This window comes from Streptomyces sp. enrichment culture (assembly GCF_964272855.1).
GTDB lineage: Bacteria > Actinomycetota > Actinomycetes > Streptomycetales > Streptomycetaceae > Streptomyces.
Map to the genome: position 1 here is coordinate 4,926,629 of NZ_OZ186847.1, position 23,087 is coordinate 4,949,715.

General features: G+C 72.3%; 21 protein-coding genes. 12 read left to right on the forward strand and 9 right to left on the reverse strand.

Annotated features, from left to right (window positions below):
* On the forward strand, nucleotides 1–660 hold the full coding sequence (locus tag ACSU6L_RS21705; RefSeq protein WP_437059176.1) for a DUF5701 family protein: 660 nt from the start codon (nucleotides 1–3) through the stop codon (nucleotides 658–660).
* A 5-nt stretch (nucleotides 661–665) separates the two neighbouring features.
* Here the strand turns inward: ACSU6L_RS21705 and ACSU6L_RS21710 are convergent, their stop codons facing one another.
* Genes ACSU6L_RS21710 through ACSU6L_RS21725 form a run of 4 tightly spaced genes read right to left on the reverse strand, consistent with a single transcriptional unit; the run spans nucleotide 666 to nucleotide 3,715 of the window.
* Nucleotides 666–1,154, reverse strand: coding sequence for a MarR family winged helix-turn-helix transcriptional regulator (locus ACSU6L_RS21710; RefSeq protein WP_437059178.1), 489 nt, complete (start codon nucleotides 1,152–1,154; stop codon nucleotides 666–668).
* The gene (locus tag ACSU6L_RS21715; protein WP_073941432.1) at nucleotides 1,151–1,909 is read right to left on the reverse strand and encodes an energy-coupling factor ABC transporter ATP-binding protein; all 759 of its coding nucleotides are present in this window, start codon (nucleotides 1,907–1,909) and stop codon (nucleotides 1,151–1,153) included. Before ACSU6L_RS21715 ends, ACSU6L_RS21710 begins: the two co-directional genes overlap by 4 nt.
* The gene (gene cbiQ, locus ACSU6L_RS21720) at nucleotides 1,897–2,658 is read right to left on the reverse strand and encodes a cobalt ECF transporter T component CbiQ (protein ID WP_437059180.1); all 762 of its coding nucleotides are present in this window, start codon (nucleotides 2,656–2,658) and stop codon (nucleotides 1,897–1,899) included. The genes ACSU6L_RS21715 and cbiQ overlap by 13 nt, the downstream gene beginning before the upstream one ends.
* Before the next feature lie 4 nt (nucleotides 2,659–2,662).
* Nucleotides 2,663–3,715, reverse strand: coding sequence for an energy-coupling factor ABC transporter permease (locus tag ACSU6L_RS21725; RefSeq protein WP_437059182.1), 1,053 nt, complete (start codon nucleotides 3,713–3,715; stop codon nucleotides 2,663–2,665).
* Nucleotides 3,716–3,858: 143 nt separating this feature from the next.
* On the opposite strand from ACSU6L_RS21725, the gene ACSU6L_RS21730 reads away from it, so the two are divergent.
* On the forward strand, nucleotides 3,859–4,239 hold the full coding sequence (locus tag ACSU6L_RS21730; RefSeq protein WP_437059184.1) for an SsgA family sporulation/cell division regulator: 381 nt from the start codon (nucleotides 3,859–3,861) through the stop codon (nucleotides 4,237–4,239).
* On the opposite strand, the gene ACSU6L_RS21735 is transcribed toward ACSU6L_RS21730, so the two are convergent.
* From ACSU6L_RS21735 to ACSU6L_RS21745, 3 genes are all read right to left on the reverse strand, one after another.
* Nucleotides 4,240–5,916, reverse strand: coding sequence for a penicillin-binding transpeptidase domain-containing protein (locus ACSU6L_RS21735; RefSeq protein ID WP_437059186.1), 1,677 nt, complete (start codon nucleotides 5,914–5,916; stop codon nucleotides 4,240–4,242).
* A 159-nt stretch (nucleotides 5,917–6,075) separates the two neighbouring features.
* Entirely contained in the window at nucleotides 6,076–7,701 is a 1,626-nt protein-coding gene (locus tag ACSU6L_RS21740; protein WP_437059188.1) for a penicillin-binding transpeptidase domain-containing protein, read from the reverse strand.
* Between the two features lie 89 nt (nucleotides 7,702–7,790).
* Nucleotides 7,791–9,533: a dolichyl-phosphate-mannose--protein mannosyltransferase gene (locus tag ACSU6L_RS21745; protein ID WP_437059190.1), complete on the reverse strand. Its 1,743-nt coding sequence runs from the start codon at nucleotides 9,531–9,533 to the stop codon at nucleotides 7,791–7,793.
* Between the two features lie 62 nt (nucleotides 9,534–9,595).
* Here ACSU6L_RS21745 and rsmI point away from each other — a divergent pair, with 62 nt between their 5' ends.
* The 6 genes from rsmI to ACSU6L_RS21775 all read left to right on the forward strand — a co-directional run bounded on the left by rsmI (nucleotide 9,596) and on the right by ACSU6L_RS21775 (nucleotide 15,087).
* On the forward strand, nucleotides 9,596–10,456 hold the full coding sequence (gene rsmI / locus ACSU6L_RS21750; RefSeq protein ID WP_365513095.1) for a 16S rRNA (cytidine(1402)-2'-O)-methyltransferase: 861 nt from the start codon (nucleotides 9,596–9,598) through the stop codon (nucleotides 10,454–10,456).
* A 217-nt stretch (nucleotides 10,457–10,673) separates the two neighbouring features.
* Nucleotides 10,674–10,949, forward strand: coding sequence for a hypothetical protein (locus tag ACSU6L_RS21755; protein ID WP_073941424.1), 276 nt, complete (start codon nucleotides 10,674–10,676; stop codon nucleotides 10,947–10,949).
* 27 nt (nucleotides 10,950–10,976) lie between these two features.
* Nucleotides 10,977–11,846, forward strand: coding sequence for a TatD family hydrolase (locus ACSU6L_RS21760; protein WP_437059192.1), 870 nt, complete (start codon nucleotides 10,977–10,979; stop codon nucleotides 11,844–11,846).
* 120 nt (nucleotides 11,847–11,966) lie between these two features.
* The gene (locus tag ACSU6L_RS21765; protein WP_437059194.1) at nucleotides 11,967–13,253 is read left to right on the forward strand and encodes a ubiquitin-like domain-containing protein; all 1,287 of its coding nucleotides are present in this window, start codon (nucleotides 11,967–11,969) and stop codon (nucleotides 13,251–13,253) included.
* 50 nt (nucleotides 13,254–13,303) lie between these two features.
* The gene (gene rsmA, locus ACSU6L_RS21770; RefSeq protein WP_437059196.1) at nucleotides 13,304–14,194 is read left to right on the forward strand and encodes a 16S rRNA (adenine(1518)-N(6)/adenine(1519)-N(6))-dimethyltransferase RsmA; all 891 of its coding nucleotides are present in this window, start codon (nucleotides 13,304–13,306) and stop codon (nucleotides 14,192–14,194) included.
* Nucleotides 14,191–15,087, forward strand: a complete 897-nt coding sequence (locus tag ACSU6L_RS21775) for a 4-(cytidine 5'-diphospho)-2-C-methyl-D-erythritol kinase (protein WP_437059198.1) — start codon at nucleotides 14,191–14,193, stop codon at nucleotides 15,085–15,087. Before rsmA ends, ACSU6L_RS21775 begins: the two co-directional genes overlap by 4 nt.
* A 7-nt stretch (nucleotides 15,088–15,094) precedes the next feature.
* Here the strand turns inward: ACSU6L_RS21775 and ACSU6L_RS21780 are convergent, their stop codons facing one another.
* Nucleotides 15,095–15,688 carry a Uma2 family endonuclease gene (locus ACSU6L_RS21780; protein ID WP_437059200.1) on the reverse strand — a complete coding sequence of 198 codons (594 nt, stop codon included), beginning with the start codon at nucleotides 15,686–15,688 and terminating at the stop codon, nucleotides 15,095–15,097.
* Between the two features lie 158 nt (nucleotides 15,689–15,846).
* On the opposite strand from ACSU6L_RS21780, the gene ACSU6L_RS21785 reads away from it, so the two are divergent.
* From ACSU6L_RS21785 to ACSU6L_RS21800, 4 genes are all read left to right on the forward strand, one after another.
* On the forward strand, nucleotides 15,847–17,658 hold the full coding sequence (locus ACSU6L_RS21785; protein ID WP_437059202.1) for an ABC-F family ATP-binding cassette domain-containing protein: 1,812 nt from the start codon (nucleotides 15,847–15,849) through the stop codon (nucleotides 17,656–17,658).
* 208 nt (nucleotides 17,659–17,866) lie between these two features.
* A complete protein-coding gene (locus ACSU6L_RS21790) occupies nucleotides 17,867–19,708 on the forward strand; it encodes an outer membrane protein assembly factor BamB family protein (protein WP_437059204.1) in 1,842 nt (613 codons plus the stop codon).
* A gap of 97 nt (nucleotides 19,709–19,805) precedes the next feature.
* Nucleotides 19,806–21,671: an outer membrane protein assembly factor BamB family protein gene (locus tag ACSU6L_RS21795; RefSeq protein WP_437059206.1), complete on the forward strand. Its 1,866-nt coding sequence runs from the start codon at nucleotides 19,806–19,808 to the stop codon at nucleotides 21,669–21,671.
* A 328-nt stretch (nucleotides 21,672–21,999) separates the two neighbouring features.
* A complete protein-coding gene (locus ACSU6L_RS21800) occupies nucleotides 22,000–22,713 on the forward strand; it encodes a helix-turn-helix transcriptional regulator (protein WP_437059208.1) in 714 nt (237 codons plus the stop codon).
* A gap of 33 nt (nucleotides 22,714–22,746) precedes the next feature.
* Here ACSU6L_RS21800 and ACSU6L_RS21805 read toward each other — a convergent pair whose 3' ends face one another.
* Entirely contained in the window at nucleotides 22,747–23,082 is a 336-nt protein-coding gene (locus ACSU6L_RS21805) for a hypothetical protein (RefSeq protein ID WP_437059210.1), read from the reverse strand.
* Between the last annotated feature and the right edge of the window lie 5 nt (nucleotides 23,083–23,087).

Here is a 23,087-nt window from a genome sequence, read left to right on the forward strand (position 1 = left end):
ATGACCGCTGAGACCTCCTTCGACACCGGTGCCGAGTTCGACCGGCAGGTACGCAACCTCATCGACCTCGGCTATCCGTCCCTGTCCGGGCTCGACCCGGCGCGTTTCGAGGAGATGTGCGCCCCGCTGCGCGCGGCGGCGTCCGGGGCCCTGTCCGACCCGGTGGAGACCGGGCGGGTGCCGTTCCTGCTGGTGGTCGACCGGGAGACCGCGCCGGTCGAGCGGACCATGCCGCTCACCACGCTGCGCGGCGGGAAGAAGCCCGGTTTCGTCGACCGCAGCTTCGAGCCGGGCGCGCTGGAGCGGTTCGTCGCCGTACCCTCGGCCGCGCTGCCCGGTCACCGCGTCCACCTGGTGTTCGACGTCGAGCGCGGCGAGGAGTTCTGCGGGGCCGTGCCGAAGGACGCCATGGAGGCCATCGCCGGGCGCGGACGGACGCTGCTCACCATCGAGGAGGGGATCGCCCTGATCACGCACTTCCCCCAGGTCCTCGTGAAGAACAAGTGCTTCTCGCTCGGCGGCTCCCGCTCCGGCGACCGCCGGGTCCCGGCGATCTGGATCAGTCAGCGGACGCCCAAGCTGGGCTGGTGCTGGGAGGGCAACCCGCACACCTGGCTGGGGATGGCGTCGGCGGGCCGACGGGCCGGCGCCGACGGGTGACCCGTTCAGCGGGCGCGGTCCGCCGCCTCCTCCGCGCGCAGCGCGATCCGCCACAGCTCCTCGCGCAGGCGGGCGACGTCCGCCGGGCCGAGCCCCGTCGCCGTGAGGAGGGCGCCGGGTACACGCGCCGCGCGCTCCCGCAGTTCCTCCGCGCGCCCCGTGCACGCGACGAGCACCGAGCGCTCGTCGTGCGGGGCGCGCTCCCGGCGTACGAGACCGGCGCCCTCCAGCCGCTTCAGCAACGGAGACACCGTGCCGTAGTCCAGTCGCAGTGCGCCCGCCAGCTGCTTCACCGTCGTCTCGCCGCGCTCCCAGAGGACCAGCAGCACCAGGTACTGGGGGTAGGTGAGGCCCAGCTCGTCGAGGAGCGGGCGGTACGCGGCCGTCACCGCGCGCTGGGCGGCGTACAGCGCGAAGCACAGCTGCTGGTCGAGGAGCGGCGGCCCGGCGGCCTCCACCGCCCCCTCGACTTCCTCGTCGTTCTGGCGCGTCACGCGCCCATTGTCACGGACCGCGGGTCGAAGCCGAACGGCAGCTCCAGCCGGTGGGCGCGCATCAGGGCGTCGTCGGACAGCAGTTCGCCGGTCGGGCCGTCCGCCGCGATGACGCCCTCGCTGAGGATCAGGGAGCGCGGGCACAGCTCCAGCGCGTACGGCAGATCGTGGGTGACCATCAGCACGGTCACGTCCAGGGAGCGCAGGATGTCGGCGAGCTCCCGGCGGGACGCGGGGTCCAGATTGGACGACGGCTCGTCCAGGACGAGGATCTCCGGCTCCATCGCCAGCACGGTCGCGACGGCCACCCGGCGCCGCTGCCCGAACGACAGGTGATGCGGCGGGCGGTCCTTGAACGCGGCCATGCCGACCTGCTCCAGCGCGCGGTCCACCCGCGCCTCCAGCTCCGCCCCCTTCAGCCCGGCCGCCGCCGGCCCGAACGCCACGTCCTCACGGACCGTCGGCATGAACAGCTGGTCGTCGGGGTCCTGGAAGACGATGCCGACCTTGCGCCGGATCTCCGCCATGTGCCGCTTGCCCACCGGCAGCCCGGCGACCGTCACGGTGCCCGCCCCGCCGGTCAGGATGCCGTTGAGGTGCAGGACGAGCGTCGTCTTGCCGGCGCCGTTCGGGCCGAGCAGCGCGACCCGCTGGCCCCGCTCGATGGAGAAGTCGACGCCGAACAGGGCCTGGTGCCCGTCGGGGTAGGCGAAGGCGAGGCCGGAGACCTCCAGAGAAGCTGTCACAGCATCCATCCCAGCAGACAGACGACGAGCGCGGCACACGGCAGGGTGAGGGCGTACGACCACTGCGCGCGGGAGGCGGTCACCTCGTCGATGACGGGCATGGCACCCGCGTACCCCCGGCTCACCATTGCCAGGTGCACGCGTTCCCCGCGCTCGTAGGAGCGGATGAACAGGGCGCCGGCGGACTTGGCGAGCACCCCCCAGTGCCTGAGGCCGCGCGCCTCGAAGCCGCGTGACTCCCGCGCGATGCGCATGCGCCGCATCTCGTCGGTGATGACATCGCCGTAGCGGATCATGAAGGAGGCGATCTGCACGAGCAGCGGCGGCAGTTTCAGCCGCTGGAGCCCGAGCAGCAGTTCGCGCAGTTCGGTGGTGGCGGCCAGCAGGACGGACGCGGCGACGCCGAGGGTGCCCTTGGCGAGCACGTTCCAGGCGCCCCACAGCCCGCTGACGCTCAGCGAGAGGCCGAGCACGTCGACCCGCTCGCCCTCCGCCACGAACGGCATCAGGACCGCGAACGCGACGAACGGGACCTCGATCAGCAGCCGCTTGAGCAGGAAACCGGCGGGCACGCGCGCGTGGTACGCGACGACGGCCAGCAGCGTCGCGTAGACCGCGAACGCCCACATCGCCTCGCGCGGGGTGGAGACCACCACCAGCACGAACGCGAAGACGGCGGCGAGTTTGGTGTGCGGCGGCAGCCCGTGCACGGGGGAGTGCCCGTGCCGGTAGAGCCGGTGTGCGTGCCCTGCGCCCATGACGTCAGACGTTCTCGACCGTGGTGGACGACGGCGACGTCCCGGCGCCGCGCCGGCGGCGCACCGCCCAGAACACCGCGCTGCCCGCCACGACGGTCACGCCCACGCCGATCGCACCCGCGAGGCCGCCGGAGAGCCGGGCGTCGTCGACGGCCTTGACGCCGTAGTCGGCCAGCGGCGAGCCGGCGGCAGCGTGCTCCCGCGCCTTCTCGTCGATGCCGTGGTCGGCGGCGACCTTCTCCAGGCCGTCGGGGTCCGCGGAGGCGTAGAAGCTGACGAACCCGGCGAGCACCAGGGAGGCGGCGAGGCCGCCGAGCCACACCTTGCGGTGCGAGGCGCGGGCCGGGGCGGCGGCCTCCGGCGCGGGCGCGTCGACCAGCTCGCCGCCGACCCGCAGCTTCAGCGGATTGCGCAGGTCCCGGGCGCCGTACACGAGGTCGGGCCGTACGGCGATTACGGCGCCGACGGTCAGCGCGGTGATCGCGGCCTCGCCGATGCCGATCAGGACGTGCACGCCGACCATGGCCGTGGCGACCTTGCCGATGGAGACGTCCGTGGTGCCGCCGATCCAGTACAGGAGGGTGAAGGCCAGCGCCGCGGCGGGCACGGAGAGCAGCGAGGCGGCGAAGGAGGCGGCCGTGACGGAGCGGCGGGTGCGGGGCAGCACCTTCACCAGGCCGCGGAAGACGGCGTAGGCGACGACGACCGTGACCACCGCCATGTCGGTGATGTTCACGCCGAGCGCGGTGAGGCCGCCGTCGGCGAAGAGGATGCCCTGCATGAGCAGCACGACGGATATGCAGAGCACACCGGTGTAGGGGCCGACGAGTATCGCGGCGAGCGCCCCGCCGAGGAGGTGCCCGCTGGTTCCCGCGGCGACCGGGAAGTTCAGCATCTGGACGGCGAAGACGAACGCCGCCACGAGGCCCGCGAGCGGCGCGGTGCGCTCGTCGAGCTCGCGGCGCGCGCCGCGCAGGCTCACGGCGACGGCGCCTGCGGCGACGACTCCGGTGGCCACGGAGGTGGGGGCGTTGATGAATCCGTCGGGTACATGCACCGTCCGATGATGTGGCTTGATGCGAACGGTTTGCAAGAGCGAGCGGATTTCGCCATGAGGTGTAAGGCGGAAAGTATGGGACATTGGAGTGGAAGCGGATCCACAGTTTCCGCCTAGGTCACTCAGCGTTAGGGGCCGTTCCGATGTCCGTAGTCGAACAGTACGCGCGAGCCCACATCGTCACGGACGCGGACGTCCGGACGACCGACGACCGGGAAGCGGTTCCGGTCATCCTCCGGTACGACCCCGACAGCGACCCCCGCGCGGTCCGCGTCGGTCTGCCCGGCGCCCACGAGTGGACCTTCTCCCGCGCGCTCCTCGAACAGGGACTGCGCGCGCCGGCCGGGTCCGGCAGCGTCCGGGTGTGGCCGTGCGGCCGGGTGCAGGCCGTGGTGGAGTTCCACGACCCGCAGGGCAGCGTCTCCGTCGTGCAGTTCGACTCCAAGGCGCTGATCCGCTTCCTGCGCCGCACCTATCTGGCGGCCTCCATGGAGACCGCCCGCACCGCGCCGTCGGCCCGCTGATCAGCCGCCGAGCTTCAGCAGCGCCGCCACGATCGGCCCCGCCGTCTCCCCGCCGTGCCCGGCGGCCTGGACGACACCCGCGGCCGCCAGATCGTTCCGGTACGCCGTGAACCAGCCGTTGGGCTTCTTCTGGCCGTCGACCTCGGCCGAGCCGGTCTTCGCCCCGGTGTCACCGCCGACCCCGGCCATCGCCTCGGCCGCCGTGCCGTACGCCGCCGTGTAGGACATCAGGTCCCGCAGCTGCGCCAGCGTCGAGCCGGACATCGTGCGCGAGGCCTTGGCGACGGCCCGCCCGTCCACCGACGGGGCCACCAGATACGGCTGACGGAACACGCCCGACTTCACCGTGGCCGACACCGACGCCATGTTCAGCGGGTTCATCCGCACCCCGGCCTGACCGATCAGCGCCGCCCCCATCTGCGCCTTCGACTGCACCGGCACCGAGCCGTCGAAGGTGGGCACGCCGACCGCCCAGTTGTCCAGCGACAGACCGAACACCTGCTGGGCCTGCTTGGTCAGATCGTCGTCCGCGAGCTCCGGGGCCTGGCTGATGAACGCCGTGTTGCAGGACCGCGCGAAGCTCGCCTTGAACGTGCCGCCCTTGATCTCGAACTTGTCGTCGTTCTGGAACTTCCAGCCGCCGTAGGTGTAGTACTTCGGGCACGGATGCGCCTTGTCGGCGGAGGCCAGCCCCTTCTCGATCAGCATCGAGGAAGTGATGACCTTCATCGTGGAGCCGGGCGCCAGCGAGCCCTGGAAGGCGGTGTTGAAGTTCGGCGAGGAGTTCGCCACGGCCAGGATCTCGCCGGTCGACGGCTTCAGGACCACCACCGAGGCGCGCGACCTGGCGGCGACCTGCTTCTCCGCGGCCGCCTGGAACCGCGGGCTGAGCGTCGTCCTCACCGTGCCGGGCGTGCCCTCGCTCAGCTCCACCAGCGTCTTGTCGGACAGCTTCTTCGCCTCGGACGCCTTGCCGCGGACCACCCGCAGCTCGACGCCCGCCGTGCCGCCCGCCGTCTTGCCGTACTTCTCGCGCAGCCCGTCGAGGACCGGCCGCAGCGAGGGGTACTTCTTCGTGGTCAGCTCGCCGCCGTCCCGGTCGAGGGCCCTCACCGGCGGGGTGCCGGCCTCACCGGTGACGAGCTTGTCGCCCTCGCGCAGATCGGGGTGGACGACGGCGGGCGTCCAGTCGACCAGCGGCTCCCCGTCCGAGGCGCGGCGCACCACGGTCAGCGTGCTGCCGTACGTCAGCGGCTTGCTGACGCCCTTGTGGGTCACCGTGCCCTTCACGGTGAACGGCACCTTGTCACCGGCGCGGGTGCCGGGGGTGAGGGTGACGTCCTCGACGTGGGCGGTCTTGGTGTAGCCGGTGAGCAGGGCGGTGGCGGCCGCGCCGTCGTCCGTGGCGGCGGCGGCCTCCCGGACCTCCCCCCGCTGCCAGGCGGTGAGGAAGCGCTGGGCCGCGGTGGTGACCTCGGTCGCGGACAGCGGGCCGGTCCGTACGGACTTCGTCTTCGGGCCCGAGGTCGAGGCCGCCGTACCGTTCTCGGCCGCGGCGCCGCCGCTCAGCAACGCGTAGGCGCCGATCCCGGCGCCGCCGACGACCGCGGCGATCACCCCGCCGATGACGACGGGTCTCGTCTTCCGTCGCTCGGCGACGTGCCTTCTGTTGCCCACTGCTCTTCCGATCCTCCGCGGCGTCCCCGGACTCTCCGGAGTGCCGGCACCCTCATGGCCTCTACGGCCCCACAGCCTTCACCGTCTGCAACGACGACACCACACTAGAGTCCCCTCCGGCGGGCGTGAGATCAGCCACCCGCCCGTACCCGGGCGCCGTCAGCCGCCCGCGAGGAGTACCGCCGCCACGATCGGCCCCGCCGACTCGCCGCCGCGGCCGCCCTGCTGGGCCATCGCCGCCGCCGCGATGTCGTCGCGGTAGCCGGTGAACCAGCTGTTGGCCTTGTCCTGGTTGTCCACCTCGGCGGACCCCGTCTTCGCGCCGATGGCGCCGCCCAGCTTCGACATCACGGGAGCCGCGGTGCCGCTGGTGGCGGTGCGGTTCATCATCGCCCGCAGCTGCTCGGCCGTGCCCGACGGCAGCCCCCGCGCGGTGGCCAGTTCCCGGTCGTCGAGGCTCTGCGGCACGATCACCGGCTGGCGGAACACCCCGGACTTCACGGTGGCCGTCACCGACGCCATGTTCAGCGGGCTCAACTGGACCTGGCCCTGGCCGATCAGACCGGCCGCGGTGTCCGGGCCGCCGGCGGCGGGGACCGAGCCGTCGAAGGAGGGCACGCCGACCTCCCAGGTGCGGCCGATGCCGAAGCGGTCCTCGGCCTCCCGGGTCAGGGAGTCGACCCGCACCTCGTCGGCGAACTTGATGAAGGCCGTGTTGCAGGAGACGGCGAAGCTGTCGGAGAGGGTGGCGTTCTCGTTGGGGGCGAGGCCCGGCAGGTTGCCGAAGGTCTGGCTCTCCGAGACCGCCGAATCGGGGCAGGGTGCCGGACCGTTCATGCTGGTCAGCCCGCTGTCGATCAGCATGGCCGCGCTGACGATCTTCATCGTGGAGCCGGGTGCCACCTGCCCGAGGAACGCCGCGTTCCAGCCGTCCGAGCGGTTGTTGGCGACCGCCAGCACCTCCCCGGTGCTCGGCTTCACGGCGACCACGGACGACTCCGCGTACTGCTCCACCGCTCGCTCGGCGGCGGCCTGCGCGCTCGCGCTGAGCGTCGTCGGCAGCTTGCCCGCCTTGCCCTCGGCGAGGGTCAGCAGCGAGGTGTCGGCGGCGCCGGACCCCTCGGCGTGCCGGACCACCAGCTCGACGCCCGGGGTGCCGCCGGCCTTGTCGCCGTACCGCTTGCGCAGCTCGTCGAGGATGGGGGCGAGGGAGGGGTACCTCTCCGGGGTCAGTACCGCGCCGTCGCGGTCGACCGCCTCGATGGGCGGGCTCGCCGACTCCTCCGTGACGAGCGTGTCGCCGTCCTTCAGCCGGGGATGGACGACGGACGGCTCCCAGTCGACCAGCGCCCGGCCCGTGGTGACCCCGCGGACGACGCTGAGCCGGCTGTCGTACGCCAGCGGCTTCTTCTTCCCCTCGTACGACACCGTCGCCTTCACCGAGAACGGCACCGTGGTGCCCTGGGCGGCGCCCGGCGTGATCCGCACGTCGGTGATGTGCGCGTCCTCGCCGAAGGCCGTCAGCAGCGGCCCGGCCGCCTCGGCGTCGTTGGTGTACGACGCCGCGGTCGGACCCTGGCCCTTCTCCCACGCGGCGAAGAACTTCCGCATGGTCTCCTCGACCTCGTCGCCGCTCGGCGGACCGCTCTTCACGGTCCCGGTCCCGCCGCCCCCGCCGCCGTCACCGTTCAGCGCGGACACGATGTTGAACGCCCCGTACCCGGCGCCCCCGACCATCGCGGCGAACACCGCGCCGACGATGGCCCCCTTGACCCCCTTGCGCATTGCGCGTTCCCCTCCCCGTTGTGGTCACCCGCACTGTAAGTGCGAGGTGTGACAACAGGGATGGATGTTTTTCCGATCGTTAGCTGCCGCTACACCCAGGTATCCAGCCACATCCGTGAACGCCAGTCGTCGATCGGAATCGCCTGGCCGGTGTAGATCGGCCAGAAGTAGATGAAGTTCCACGCGATCAGCAGCACCAGCACGCCCGCGCCCGTCGCCCCCGCCACCCGGCGGGTGTCGTTCGCGCCGGGCGGGCCGACCAGTGCGCCGACCAGCATCGCCACCGCCAGGCACAGGAACGGCACGAACACGACGGCGTAGAAGAAGAAGATCGTCCGCTCCTGGTACAGGAACCAGGGCAGGTAACCGGCGACGACGGCGCAGGCGATCGCGCCCGCGCGCCAGTCGCGGCGGAAGAACCAGCGCCACAGCACGTACAGCAGCGCGAAACAGGCCACCCACCACAGCATCGGCGTGCCCAGCGCCAGCACCTCGCGGGCGCACTTCTCGCCCGCGTCCGCGGGACAGCCGTCCGTGCCGGGTGCCGGGGACTCGTAGAAGTACGACACCGGGCGCCCGTCGACGATCCAGCTCCACGGATTCGACTGGTACGTGTGCGGCGACGACAGGCCGACGTGGAACTCGTACACCTGGGTCTCGTAGTGCCACAGGCTGCGCCACCAGTCCGGGAACAGCCACGACCAGCTGCTGTCCTTGCCGTCGGTCGCGGCCCAGTCGCGGTAGTAGCCGCCGCTGCCGTCGCTCGGGGAGAGGATCCAGCCGGTCCAGCTCGCGAGGTACGTGACGAGCGCGACCGGCACCGTCGACAGGAACGCCCAGCCCAGATCCCGCCGGATCACCGCCTGGTACGGCTGCCGCGCGCCCGCCACCCGGCGGGACGCCACGTCCCACAGGACCGTCATCAGGCCGAACGCGGCCAGGATGTACAGGCCGTTCCACTTGACGCCGAACGCCAGTCCCAGCATCAGACCGGCCAGCAGCCGCCACGGCCGCCATCCCAGGCGGGTGTGCTCCGCCGTGTACGCGTCCGGCCGGACCCGGCCGTCGGCGTCCGCCGGGAGTGCGGCGGCCAGCTTCGCGCGCGCCTTGTCACGGTCCACCACCAGGCAGCCGAACGCGGCCAGCACGAAGAACATCAGCACGCCGTCGAGCAGCGCGGTACGGCTCATCACGAAGTGCAGCCCGTCCACCGCCAGCAGCGCGCCGGCCAGGCAGCCGAGGAAGGTGGAGCGGAACAGCCGGCGGCCGATCCGGCACAGCAGCAGCACCGACAGGGTGCCGAGCAGCGCCGTCATGAACCGCCAGCCGAACGGGTCGAACCCGAAGATCAGCTCGCCGAGCCCGATGACGTACTTGCCGACCGGCGGATGCACCACATAGGCCGCGTCGGACGGGATGGGGACATGACCGCCCGACGACAGGACCAGATCGTTGACGTTCTTGTCCCAGTTGACCTCGAAACCGCGGTGGACGAGCGCCCACGCGTCCTTGGCGTAGTACGTCTCGTCGAATATCACCGCCTTCGGGCTGCCCAGGTTCCAGAACCGCAGCACACCCGCGAACAGCGTCACCAGCAGCGGCCCGAGCCAGCCCGACCAGCGCACCAGCCACCGGGCGAGCCCGTGCGGCACCCCGAGCGCCGCCCACAGCCGCGGGCTCGGCTCGGCGTACGGCGGCACCAGCCGGTCGCGGACGTCACCGCGGGTTCCCGCGCGGTAGCCGAAACGGCGCAGCCGCCGCTGCCACGACGGCTGCGCGTCGAGGGCTGCCTGGTCCTGCCGGGTGTCCGTGGAGGACGCGGTACTGGTCACCGCGCCATCGTAGGGAACCGTGCTGTGTGAGTCCCGTGCATGGCCCCTGCGAGGATGGAACCGTGACAGACACTCCCGGAACCCTGGTCCTCGCCGGCACTCCCATCGGCGACATCTCCGACGCCCCGCCCCGGCTCGCCGAGGAGCTGGCCGGGGCCGACGTGGTCGCCGCGGAGGACACCCGCCGGCTGCGCCGCCTCACCCAGGCGCTCGGCGTGACCCCCAAGGGGCGTGTCGTGTCGTACTTCGAGGGCAACGAGTCCGCCCGTACGCCCGAACTCGTCGAGGCCCTGCTCGGCGGCGCGCGCGTGCTGCTCGTCACGGACGCGGGCATGCCGTCGGTGTCCGACCCCGGGTACCGGCTGGTCGCGGCGGCCGTCGAGCAGGACATCCGGGTGACCGCCGTGCCGGGGCCGTCCGCGGTGCTGACCGCGCTCGCGCTGTCCGGGCTGCCGGTGGACCGCTTCTGCTTCGAGGGGTTCCTGCCGCGCAAGGCCGGCGAACGGCTGGGCCGGCTGCGCGAGGTCGCCGAGGAGAGGCGCACCCTCGTCTACTTCGAGGCCCCGCACCGGCTCGACGACACCCTCGCCGCGATGGCCGAGGTGTTCGGCGGCGAGCGGCGGGCCGCCGTCTGCCGCGAACTGACCAAGACCTACGAGGAGGTCCGGCGCGGTCCGCTGGCCGAGCTGGCGGCGTGGGCGGCGGAGGGCGTCCGCGGGGAGATCACCGTCGTCGTCGAGGGCGCGCCGGAGGCCGCGCCGCAGGAGCTGGACGCGGCGGAGCTCGTGCGCCGGGTGCGGGTGCGTGAGGAGGCGGGGGAGCGGCGCAAGGAGGCGATCGCGGCGGTGGCCGTGGAGGCGGGCGTGCCGAAGCGGGTGGTCTTCGACGCGGTGGTCGCCGACAAGCGGTCGTCCGCGGGCTGACGGGGGTTCTCGCCCGTGCGGTGGCGCCGCATATCGGACAGCGCCTCGCGCCCCTGAGTCTGTTTCTCATCCGCCGGTAAAGCAGTCCGGGCGTTTCTGCAAGAGGGCGTCAAAACCCCTTCAACAGTGGACAGTTGGCGTGCTTTCGGCACTGTACGGGAGTCCACTGGAGGCGGGGCAGGAGCTGTCCCCACTCCAGCGGACACCGGGAGCTGGCATGAGCGAGCCGACCGCCGTCGTTCACGAGTCGTACTCCTTCGCCTGCATGCGCTGCGGGCACGCGTGGGAGCAGTCGTACGAGATAGAGCACCACGTCGACGCCGAGGGCCGGGAGTTCGTCCTGTACGTGGCGGACGGGCGGGTCGTGCCGTCGCCGCTGCGGCGGCCCGAGTGCCGCAACTGTGAGGGGCACGTCGTCCGGATCATGCGGGCCGGCCAGGTGTCGTCGGCGCTCAGCGCGCTGCACCCGCCCCTCCAGCGCCGGGCCGGCTGAGGTCCGCGCCTTTCGTAGGATCGGGGCATGTCCTCCCACGACGAAGCCCCGCCGATGCCCGAGCCCCTCCGGGTGCCGGTCGCCGACTCCCACACCCACCTCGACATGCAGTCCGGCACGGTCGCCGAGGCGCTGCTGACGGCCGAGTCCGTGGGCGTCACGACCCTGGTGCAGGTCGGCTGTGACGTGCGCGGCTCGCAGTGGGCGGCCGAGACCGCCGCCGCGTACCAGAACGTGCACGCCGCCGTCGCCCTGCACCCCAACGAGGCCCCGCGGATCGTGCACGGCGACCCCGACGGCTGGTCCCGGCAGGGCGCGCGCGAGCCCGGCGGGCAGGCGGGGCTCGACGCGGCCCTGGCCGAGATCGACCGGCTGGCCGCGCTGCCCCAGGTGAAGGGCGTCGGGGAGACCGGCCTCGACTATTTCCGCACCGGGCCCGAGGGCAAGGAGGCGCAGGAGACGTCCTTCCGCGCCCACATAGAGATCGCCAAGCGGCACGGCAAGGCGCTGGTCATCCACGACCGCGAGGCCCACGCGGACGTCCTGCGCATCCTGAAGGAGGAGGGCGCGCCGGAGCGCACGGTGTTCCACTGCTACTCCGGGGATGCCGAGATGGCCGAGATCTGCGCCCGCGCCGGCTACTTCATGTCCTTCGCCGGCAACGTCACCTTCAAGAACGCCCAGAATCTCCGCGACGCGGTGGCGGTGGCCCCGCCGGAGCTGCTGCTGGTGGAGACCGACGCGCCCTTCCTGACGCCGGCGCCGTACCGCGGACGGCCCAACGCGCCCTACCTCATCCCGATCACCGTGCGCGCGATGGCCGCCGTGCGCGGCATCGACGAGGACGCGATGGCGACGGCCGTCGCGGCGAACACGGCACGCGCCTTCGGCTACTGATCGCCACACTCCGTAGTCGCGTCGCTTTGGAGAGTGACGAACGCTCCGCTAGGTTCTGGGGGCCCGATCGGACCCCCGGGCCCCCTCTTCGGACCCTCTGGCCTCCTGGAGTGTGTCGGCGTGAGCAGTTCGCAGTACGCGCGGTACGGGTACGGCCCCGATCACGGGGCGTACGACACGGACACCCGCATCGATCCGCACACCGCGGAGACCCTGACGTACGGGGTGGTGTCTCCCGCGCAGGCGCCCGGGACGCGCACCACGGTGAACCGGCGGGCCGCGCGCCGGCGCAAGCCGCGCTACGCCGAGCGGCCGGACGGCTCCATGCGCCGACTGCTCCCGCAGGCGCTGGTCGTCGCCTTCCTCGCCGGCGGCACCACCGCCTTCGTCGCCGAGGACAAGGCGGTCGAGCTGAGCGTCGACGGCAGACCGCGCGCCCTGCACACCTTCGCCGACGACGTCACCGAACTCCTCGCCGACCAGGGCGTCGAACTGGGCGCGCACGACATGGTCGAGCCCGCCCCCGGCACCCCCCTCACCAGCGGCGACGAGGTGACGGTGAGCTACGGACGCCCTGTGCGGCTCACCCTCGACGGACACCGGCGCGAGGTGTGGACGACGGCGCGCACGGTGGAAGGGGCGCTCAGACAATGGGGGGTGCGCGCGGAGGGCGCGTACCTCTCCACCGCACGCTCCCGGCGCATCGGCCGGGCCGGCCTCACCCTGGACGTCCGCACCGAGCGCTCCGTCACGATCATGGCCGACGGCCGCTCCCGCACCGTCCGCACCAACGCGGCGACCGTCCGCGAGGCCGTCGAACAGGCCGGCATCACCCTGCGCGGCGAGGACACCACCTCCGTCCCGCCCGACAGCTTCCCGCGCGACGGGCAGACGGTCACCGTCCTGCGGATCACCGGCGGCAAGGAGGTCCGCGAGGAGCAGATCCCGTTCCGGGTGCGGCGCGTCCAGGACCCCACGGTGTTCCGGGGCACGGAGGTCGTCGAGCAGGCCGGGCTGCCCGGGCTGCGCCGGGTCACCTACTCCCTGCGCACCGTCAACGGGGTCCGGCAGAAGCCGCGCCGACTGCGCAGCGAGCTGGTGCGCGAACCGCGGGCGCAGGTGGTGAAGGTCGGCACGAGGCCGCTGCCGATGTCCGTGCGGGGCGCCGACCACCTGAACTGGCGGGGACTCGCGGAGTGCGAGTCGGGCGGGCGGCCCGACGCCGTCGACCCCTCCGGGACGTACGGCGGCCTGTACCAGTTCGACACCACCACCTGGCACGACCTCGGCGGCTCCGGCCGCCCGCAGGACGCCCCGGCGGAGGAGCAGACGTTCCGGGCGAAGAAGCTGTACCTGCGGCACGGGGCGAGCCCCTGGCCGCACTGCGGGGCGCGGCTGAACGGCTGAGCGGGGCCGCCACGGACCGAGCCGTCCCCGCGCCCCCGTACCCTTGTGCCGTGAGCAGCCCCACCCCCGACGCCCTGCTGGGCCCCGCCGACGTCCGTGAACTGGCGGCAGCCCTCGGCGTACGCCCCACCAAGCAGCGCGGCCAGAACTTCGTGATCGACGCGAACACGGTCCGCCGTATCGTCCGCACCGCCGAGGTGCGGCCCGACGACGTGGTCGTCGAAGTCGGCCCGGGGCTCGGCTCGCTCACGCTGGCCCTGCTGGAGGTGGCCGACCGGGTAACCGCCGTGGAGATCGACGACGTGCTGGCCGCCGCGCTGCCCGCCACGATCGCCGCGCGGATGCCGGAGCGCGCCGACCGGTTCGCGCTGGTGCACTCCGACGCGATGCACGTCGGCGAGCTGCCGGGTCCCGCCCCGACCGCGCTGGTCGCGAACCTGCCGTACAACGTCGCCGTGCCGGTGCTGCTGCACATGCTCGACACGTTCCCGAGCATCGAGCGCACCCTGGTCATGGTGCAGGCGGAGGTCGCCGACCGGCTGGCCGCGGCGCCCGGCTCGAAGGTGTACGGGGTGCCCTCGGTGAAGGCCAACTGGTACGCCGAGGTGAAGCGGGCCGGTGCCATCGGCCGCAACGTGTTCTGGCCGGCGCCGAACGTGGACAGCGGCCTGGTCGCGCTCACCCGCCGCACCGAGCCGATCAAGACCGCCGCCTCCAAGCGGGAGGTGTTCGCCGTCGTCGACGCGGCGTTCGCCCAGCGGCGCAAGACCTTGCGGGCCGCGCTCGCCGGCTGGGCCGGCTCCGCGGCCGCCGCGGAGGCCGCCCTGGTCGCCGCGGGCGTCTCCCCTCAGGCGCGCGGCGAGTCGCTGACCGTCGAGGAGTTCGCCCGCATCGCCGAGAACAAGGCATCCGCCCAGACCGAGGAGCCCGTGCAGCAGTGAGCGTCACCGTCCGCGTCCCGGCCAAGGTCAACGTCCAGCTCGCGGTCGGCGCCGCCCGCCCCGACGGGTTCCACGACCTGGCGAACGTCTTCCTGGCGGTCGGCCTGTACGACGAGGTCACCGCCACCCCGTCGCCCGGCGGACTGCGCGTCACCTGCTCCGGGCCCGACGCCGACCAGGTCCCGCTCGACCGGACGAACCTGGCCGCCCGCGCGGCGGAGGCGCTGGCCGCGCGGTACGGCCGTACGCCCGACGTCCACCTGCACATCGCCAAGGACATCCCCGTCGCGGGCGGCATGGCGGGCGGCAGCGCGGACGGCGCGGCGGCACTGCTGGCGTGCGACGCGCTGTGGCAGACCGGCGCCTCCCGCCCGGAGCTGCTGGAGATCTGCGCCGAACTGGGCAGCGACGTGCCGTTCAGCATGGTCGGCGGGGCGGCGCTGGGCACGGGCCGCGGCGAGATGCTGACGGAACTGGAGGTCGGGGGCACCTTCCACTGGGTGTTCGCGCTCGCTGACGGCGGGCTGTCGACGCCGGCGGTGTTCCGGGAGTTCGACCGCCTGACGGAGGGCACCGACGTTTCCGAGCCGGTCGCCTCCCCCGAGCTCCTGACGGCCCTCGCCAAGGGCGACGCCCACGCCCTCGCCGCGACCCTCGTCAACGACCTCCAGCCCGCCGCCCTCTCCCTGCGCCCCTCCCTGGCCGACACCCTCGCCGCGGGAACCGCTGCGGGAGCCCTGGCCGCGCTGGTCTCGGGCTCGGGCCCGACGACGGCGTTCCTGTGCGAGTCGGCCGCGGCGGCGGAGAAGGTCGCGAAGACACTGAGCGCGTCCGGCACCTGCCGCTCCGTACGGGTGACGGCGGGTCCGGTGCCGGGGGCGACGATCGTCTGAGCCGCGCTCAGAGGGTGTCGATCTCCGTCAGGTCGATGTCGACGGGGTAGGGCTGGTCGACCTTCACGCGGTCGCGGTACATGCCGGTGTGGACGTAGGCCTTGGTCAGTGGGTCGAGCTCGTACACGTGGACGACCGGGCGGCCGTCCGCATCGTTCATCTCCACCCGCCAGAAGTTCCCGATCCCTGCGGCGGCGTACTTCTGCGGCTTGGTCGTGCGGTCGCGGGATGCGGAGTCGGGGGAGACCACCTCGACAGCGAGGACCACGTCGCTCGCCCGGTAACTGGTCTGGGTCGGTCCGGTGACCCCCTCTCGCCGGATCACGCAGACATCGGGCTCGGGGCCGTTGTGTTCGTCAAGAACTACTGTCATTTCCTGGCTCACCCTGTACTTGTCCGGCACGCTGCTGCGCAGGCCGAGGAGGAGCAGGTAGATCACGTTGCCGTGGAAACGGCGCTGCGGGCTCACGAAGACCAGACTCCCGTCGATCAGCTCGGTGTGCGGCGGGAGATCCGGCAGGGTGAACAGGTCGTCCACGGTGTAACCGTCCGGCGGCGGCACCGGCCACTGGACGCGGTGCTCGACGGGCTCGGCAGTCATGGTTCCTCCCATGGACGGCATCCTGGCGCCTGCCCTCCACGGTAGCCGCCGCGTCCCGATCACGTCATCACAGCGAGTGACCACCCCCTCGCGCGCCGCCCCCCACCTCCGAGGCCCTAGGCTTGAAGGCTGACCGGTCCCCCGTACGCAGGAGAGAAATGGCCGTCAACCTGGTCAATGTCGAGAACGTCAGCAAGGTGTACGGCACCCGTGCCCTGCTCGACGGCATCTCCCTCGGCGTCTCGGAAGGGGACCGCATCGGTGTCGTGGGCCGCAACGGCGACGGCAAGACGACGCTGATCCGGATGCTCGCCAAGCTGGAGGAGGCGGACTCCGGGCGGGTCACGCACTCCGGCGGGCTGCGCCTGGGCGTGCTCACGCAGCACGACTCCCTGGACCCCGAGGCGACCGTCCGGCACGAGGTCATCCGCGACCTCGCCGACCACGAGTGGGCGGGCAACGCCAAGATCCGGGACGTGCTGACCGGCCTGTTCGGCGGGCTGGACCTGCCGGGGTTCCCGCAGGGCCTGGACACGGTCATCGGGCCGCTCTCCGGCGGTGAGCGCCGCCGTATCGCGCTGGCCAAGCTGCTCATCGAGGAGCAGGACCTCATCGTCCTCGACGAGCCGACCAACCACCTGGACGTCGAGGGCATCGCCTGGCTGGCGAGGCATCTGCGCGAGCGCCGCTCCGCGCTGGTCTGCGTCACCCACGACCGCTGGTTCCTCGACCAGGTCTGCACCCGCATGTGGGACGTGCAGCGCGGCGACGTCTACGAGTACGAGGGCGGCTACTCCGACTACGTCTTCGCCCGCGCGGAGCGTGAGCGGATCGCGGCCACGGAGGAGGCCAAGCGGCAGAACCTGATCCGCAAGGAGCTGGCCTGGCTGCGCCGCGGCGCCCCCGCCCGCACGTCCAAGCCGCGCTTCCGCGTGGAGGCCGCCAACGAGCTGATCAAGGACGTGCCGCCGCCCCGGGACAGCAGCGAGCTGATGAAGTTCGCCTCCTCGCGGCTCGGGAAGACGGTGTTCGACCTGGAGGACATCACCGTCCAGGCCGGCCCCAAGGTGCTGATGAAGCACGTGACGTGGCAGCTCGGCCCCGGCGACCGCATCGCCCTGGTCGGTGTCAACGGCGCCGGCAAGACCTCCCTGCTGCGGGCGATGGCCCAGGCCGCGCGGACCGAGGGCGAGGCCCAGCCCGCCGCCGGCCGGATCAACGTGGGCAAGACGGTCAAGCTGGCCTACCTCTCGCAGGAGGTAGCCGAACTCGACCCCACCTGGCGGGTCCTGGAGGCCGTGCAGCGGGTGCGTGAGCGCGTCGACCTCGGCAAGGGCCGCGAGATGACCGCGGGTCAGCTGTGCGAGACGTTCGGGTTCGGCAAGGAGAAGCAGTGGACGCCCGTCGGCGACCTGTCCGGCGGTGAGCGGCGCCGGCTCCAGCTGCTGCGCCTCCTCATGGACGAGCCCAACGTCCTCTTCCTCGACGAGCCCACCAACGACCTCGACATCGAGACCCTGACCCAGCTGGAGGACGTCCTCGACGGCTGGCCCGGCTCGATGATCGTCATCTCCCACGACCGGTTCTTCATCGAGCGCACCACCGACCGGGTGTTCGCCCTGCTCGGCGACGGCACCCTGCGGATGCTGCCGCGCGGCATCGACGAGTACCTGGAGCGGCGGCAGCGCATGGAGGAGGCGGCCGCGGCCGCCTCGCCCGTGGCGCAGAAGCCCGCGACGACGGAGAAGAGCGCCGCCGACCAGCGCGCCGCGAAGAAGGAACTGCAGAAGATCGAGCGGCAGTTGGACAAGATCTCCGAGAAGGAGACCAAGCTGCACGCGCGGATCGCCGATAACGCCACGGACTTCGCGAAGGTGGCCGAACTCGACGCCGAACTCCGGGATCTGGCGGGGCAGCGGGAGGAGCTGGAGCTGCGCTGGCTCGAACTCGCCGAGGACGCGCAAGGGTAGTGAAGGGCGCGTGAAGGCGCGTAACGACGGCATCACGGGCCGGTCCTCCCTTGGGAACAGGGGAGGCTCCGGCCCGCTGTGCTGTCGGCGGCGGGTGATAGAAAGGGCCGTCTGAGAACCGTCTGAATACGTCTGAGAAACACGGGTGTGGCGGAAACGCAGCGCCACAGGGGCGCGGCGCCACATCGGTCACGAGGGGGAACCGCAGATGACCCAGCCGCCCAACCAGCCACCGCAGCAACCGGGCGGCTCCGGCGCGCCGCAGAGCCAGCCGCCGCAGGGCGGTTTCGGAGCTCCGCAGGACCCCCGGCAGGGCACTCCCCCGCCCCCGGCGCAGCCCCCGCAGACCCCGCCGCCCGCGCAGGGCGCCCCGCAGCCGGGCTACGGCTACCCGCAGCAGCCCGGCCCGTACGGCCAGCCCCAGCAGCCCGGCCCGTACGGCACCGCCCAGCAGCCGGGGCCGTACGGCCAGCCCGGCCCTTACGGTCAGCAGCCCGGCCCCTACGGCCAGCCCCAGCAGCCCGGACCGTACGGCCAGCCGGCCCAGCCCGGCTACGGCTACCCGCAGACCCAGTTCCCGGGCGGCCCCGGCACCCCGCCGCCCGCCGGGTCCGGCTCCCGCAACCCCTTCAAGGGCAAGCCCGCGCTGGCGATCGGCGCGGCGGTCGCGGCACTGCTGGTGATCGGCGGCACCGTGTACGCGGTCGCCGGTGGTGACGAGGGCGGCAAGAAGGAGCCGGTCGCGGGCAAGAGCGACGACGCCAAGCCCACCGCCACCGACGCCCCGGTCAACCCGGGCGACGGCAGCGGCGACGGCGGCGCCGACCCGGACAACCTCAACGAGGGCCGCAAGGCGGGCGAGTCGAAGGTGCTCTGGTACAAGGAGGCGCCCGACGCGCCCGGTTCCGGCGCCGACGCCCCCGGCATGTGGATCACCGACAAGACGGCGGTGAAGGCGGCGTACCAGCAGGTCTTCGCGTACAACGTGGGCGACGGCAAGCCGACCTGGGACGCGATCACCTTCCCGCAGGAGATCTGCGCGGCCACCCCGCAGAAGTCGGCCGACGACAAGATCGTCGTGGCGTACATGAGCGGTTCCAGCGACCGCGCCGAGTGCAACCAGCTCCAGCAGATCGATCTCGCCACCGGCGAGAAGGGCTGGAGCGGCGAGATCGGTGACGGCGACCTGTTCGACAGCACGATCACCGTCGAACTCTCCCTGGCCGGCGACACCCTGATGGTGGGCCGCTCGCAGTCCGGCACGGCGTACGACGTCAACACGGGCAAGAAGCTCTACGACAAGAAGAAGTACGGCGACGCCTGCTTCCCCGCCGCGTTCGCGGGCGGCTCCCGGCTGATCCAGGTCGCCTCCTGCGGGGCCGCCACGGACAAGGAGCACGAGGAGATCTCGGAGCTGGACCCGAAGACCGGCAAGGTCAAGTGGACGTTCGCGTACGAGAAGGGCTGGCGGATCACCCGTACCTTCTCCGTGGACCCGCTGGTCGTCTACAGCACCAACGAGGACACCGACAAGTGGAACGTCGCCACGTTCACCGGCAGCGGCAAGATCCGCTCCCAGGTCGACATCAAGGACGGCATCGCCCCCGAGTGCGGCATCGGCATCCTCCAGCGTGAACTGACGGGCTGCACGGGAGTCGTGGCCACCGCGGACACCCTCTTCCTGCCCACGGACGGCGACGCCGGCGCCAACGACGTCATCGCGATCTCCCTGGCCGACGGCAAGGAGAAGTGGCGGGTGAAGTCCCCGGCCGACGAGCCGATGCTGCCGCTGCGGGCCGAGGGCGGCAAGCTGATCGCCTACGTCGAGCCGTCGTACGACGCGGGCGGCCAGGTCGTGTCCATCGCGGCCACCGGCAGCAGCCACAAGCCGGCCAAGCTGCTGCAGAACCCGCAGGGCGCCGCGGACGTCGAGGGCAGCTTCTTCTCCCGGGACATCGACTGGGCGGACGGGCGGCTGTACATCTCCACCACGCGGCTGACCGGCAACGACGAAACCAAGGAGAAGCTGATGCTGGCCTTCGGCAAGTGACGCGCTCTCACTTCCTTCTCCCGTTCTCCCCGAGTCGGTCCCTGAGCCGATCCGTGAGCCGATCCGCGAGTCGATCCGTCCCCGAGGTATCCACGCCATGACCCAGCCGCCCCCTCCGCCGCCCAACCAGCCCCCGCAGGGGGGAGGGTTCGGCGCGCCCCAAGGCCAGCCCCAGGGCCAGCCGCCGCAGCAGCCGGGTGGCTTCGGCGCCCCGCAGACGCCGCCCACCCCGCCCGCCCCCGCCCCGCAGCCGGGCTACGGCTACCCCCAGGCGCCCCAGTCGCCGCAGGGCCCGCCGCAGACCCCGCCCGGCGGTTACGGCTACCCGGGCCAGCAGCCCGGCCCGTACGGCGGCCCGGCCACCCCGCCCGGCCCGTACGGCGCCCCGGCGACCCCGGCGCCCGGCCCGTACTCCGGCCAGCAGCCGGGCGCGTACGGCCAGCAGCCCGGCTACGGCTATCAGCAGCCGACGATGCCGATGCAGGCGCAGGCGGACCCGCCGGCCGGCGGCGGGCGGAAGATCAACGCGCAGCTGGCGATCATCGTCGCCGCGGTCGTGGCGATCGCGCTGATCGTCGGCGGCGGTGTCTGGTACGCCTCCTCCGGCGACGACGACGGCAAGAACGACACCGCGAGCTCCAGCGGCGGCACCGGCGGCGGTGACGACAAGGGCGGCTCCGGCGGCGCCTCCACCAAGGGCTCGGAGAAGGTTCCCGGCAACACCGCGTCCAAGGTGCTGTTCCAGGTCCCGATGCCGAAGGTGGCGGAGGACGAGACCGTCGTCGTCGAGGGCTCCTGGCTCACCGACGAGGTGTACGCCAAGAGCGGCGTCGCCCAGATCGTCGGCTACGACCGCGCGAAGGGCACCAAGACCTGGACGATCAAGCTGCCCGGCCCGGTCTGCTCCGCCAGCAAGCACATCACCGACGACGACAAGGCCGCGGTCGTCTTCCAGCCGAAGATGCCGGCGAAGGACTCCCACGAGGGGTGCAGCCAGGTCGCGGCGATCGACCTCGCGGCGGGCAAGACGCTGTGGACGAAGAGCGCCAAGACCGGTGACCGGCTGATCACCTTCGACAACGTAACCGTCAGCGGGAACACCGTCGCCGTCGGCGGCACCAGCGGCGGCGCCGCGTTCGACGTGACGACCGGCAAGTCGCTGTGGAGCCCGAAGCCGACCGACACCTGCTACGACGCGGGCTACGGCGGCGGCGCCAAGCTGGTCGCGGTGCGCAAGTGCGGCCAGTACGGCGAGCGCGAGCTGCACATCCAGACCATCGACCCGAAGTCCGGGAAGGTGATCTCCGAGTACAAGATGACCAGGGGCATCGAGTACGCCAGCGTGGTGTCGACCGAGCCGCTGGTGGTGGCCGCCGACGTCGGCGACGCCGCGGGCGACGGCTCCGGCATCTCGGACTTCTTCTCGGTCGACAACAAGACCGGCAAGCTGCGCACCCGTATCTCCGCGCCGGGCGACGCCTACGCCGCCAAGTGCGACGGCATCTCCCGGATCGAGGACTGCGCCGGCCTCGCGGTCGGCAACGACCGGCTGTACATCCCGACCGAGGAGCACGACAGCGCCGGCAGCGACTACGGCCAGACCAACGAGATCGTCGTCTTCGACCTGGCCACCGGCAAGCAGACCGGCCAGCGCGCCGACGCCGGCGACGACTACACGATCACCCCGCTGCGCATGGACGGCGGCAACGTGATCGCGTACAAGTCGCCGCCCTACGACAAGGGCGGCCAGGTCGTCAGCATCGACGGCGGCACCTTCAAGGAGACCAAGCTGCTGGAGAACCCGTCCGACGAGACGGTCCGCGACGCGGAGACCAGCATGCAGCCCGGCTCCGCGGAACTGCTGTACTCGCAGGGGCAGCTGTACATGGCCGACGTGTACGCCAGCGGGTCCTCGTACGGCGGCCGGGAGTACCTGGCGATCGCCTTCGGCGCCACCGGCTGATTCCCCCACCCGGCGCACGCGCCGGAGCGCACGCGGCCCCGTCCCAGCTCAGGGACGGGGCCGCGCGCGTACCGCTCAACCCCGTCAACACCCTCGAAAGAGCGGAATTTCGGCGATCCGGGGCAGTTCTCACCAGGAGAGGGCAGCGCAACGTCGAACAAGCGTGTAGCTTCCGGGGGCATGAAGGGCGTGGGTGCCGGGGGGCCCCGCGCCGGGGGCGTGGCCGGGGCGGAGCGGGACCGAAGAGCCGCCGCGGTCCGGGGTCTGTCCGTGTGATCCCGTGGGCATCCATAGGGGCGTCCACCGGGGGGACTTGGGGGGTTGCTCGATGGGAGTGCGGCTCATGGTGGTCGACGACCACCGTCTGCTCGCGGAGGCGCTGGCCTCCGCGCTGAAGCTGCGCGGGCACCGGGTGCTGGCCGCCGCCGCGCCCGCGGCGGGTGCCGCGGAGCTGGTGATCGCACGGGCACCGGAGGTGTGCCTGCTGGGGACGGCGGCCCCGGCGGAGCCGGGTACCTTCGACCCGGTGCTGCGGATCAAGAGGGAGCGGCCGCAGGTGGCGGTCCTGGTGCTGGGGCCCGTGCCGTCCCCGCGCGGTATCGCGGCGGCCTTCGCGGCCGGGGCCTCCGGCTACGTACGGCACGACGAGCGCATCGAGGGCGTGGAGCGGGCCATCATGAAGGCACGGGCGGGCGAGGCGGCCGTCGCCCCGCAACTGCTCCAGGGCGCCTTCGGTGAACTCCTCAACCCTGCGGCCCAGCCCGACGACGAGGGCCAGCGCCTGCTGCAGATGCTCACCCCGCGCGAGGTAGAGGTCCTGGTCCGGGTCGCCGACGGCGAGGACACCCGCCTCATCGCCGCCGGGATGGGCATCGCCCCCTCGACCGCCCGCACCCACGTCCAGCGGGTCCTGATGAAACTGGGCGTCGGCTCCCGCCTGGAGGCGGCGGCCCTCGCGGCCCGCACGGGCCTGCTGGACCGCGCGGGGCCGCTGCGGACGCACGGTCCGGTCCGGGAGACGGCGACGGGGTCGGAACCGTAGCCGGCTCCGGCCCCGTGGGGGCTCACCCGGGTGTCACTCGGTGGTGGGCCGGTCCTCCGCCTCCGGGACGGGACGCGGGGGCGGGGGAGCCGCGGGGCGGAGCTTCAGCCAGGCCAGGAAGAACAGGCCGAGGAGCAGCATGCCCACGCCGGTCCACAGGTTGATGTTGACGCCCTGGGCCTTGTCGATCGCGGCGTCGTCGTCGGTCAGGCCGATGATCGTGACGATGACGCCGTAGATCACGAACAGGCCGCCGATGATGCGGCGGATGTCGAAGAGCTGGGCGGCCGTCGCCGACTTGCCCTCCAGATCGGTGACCTCGCGCTGGACGTCCTGTTCGCTGAAGCCGTGCTCGGGGTGCTCAGACATGCTCT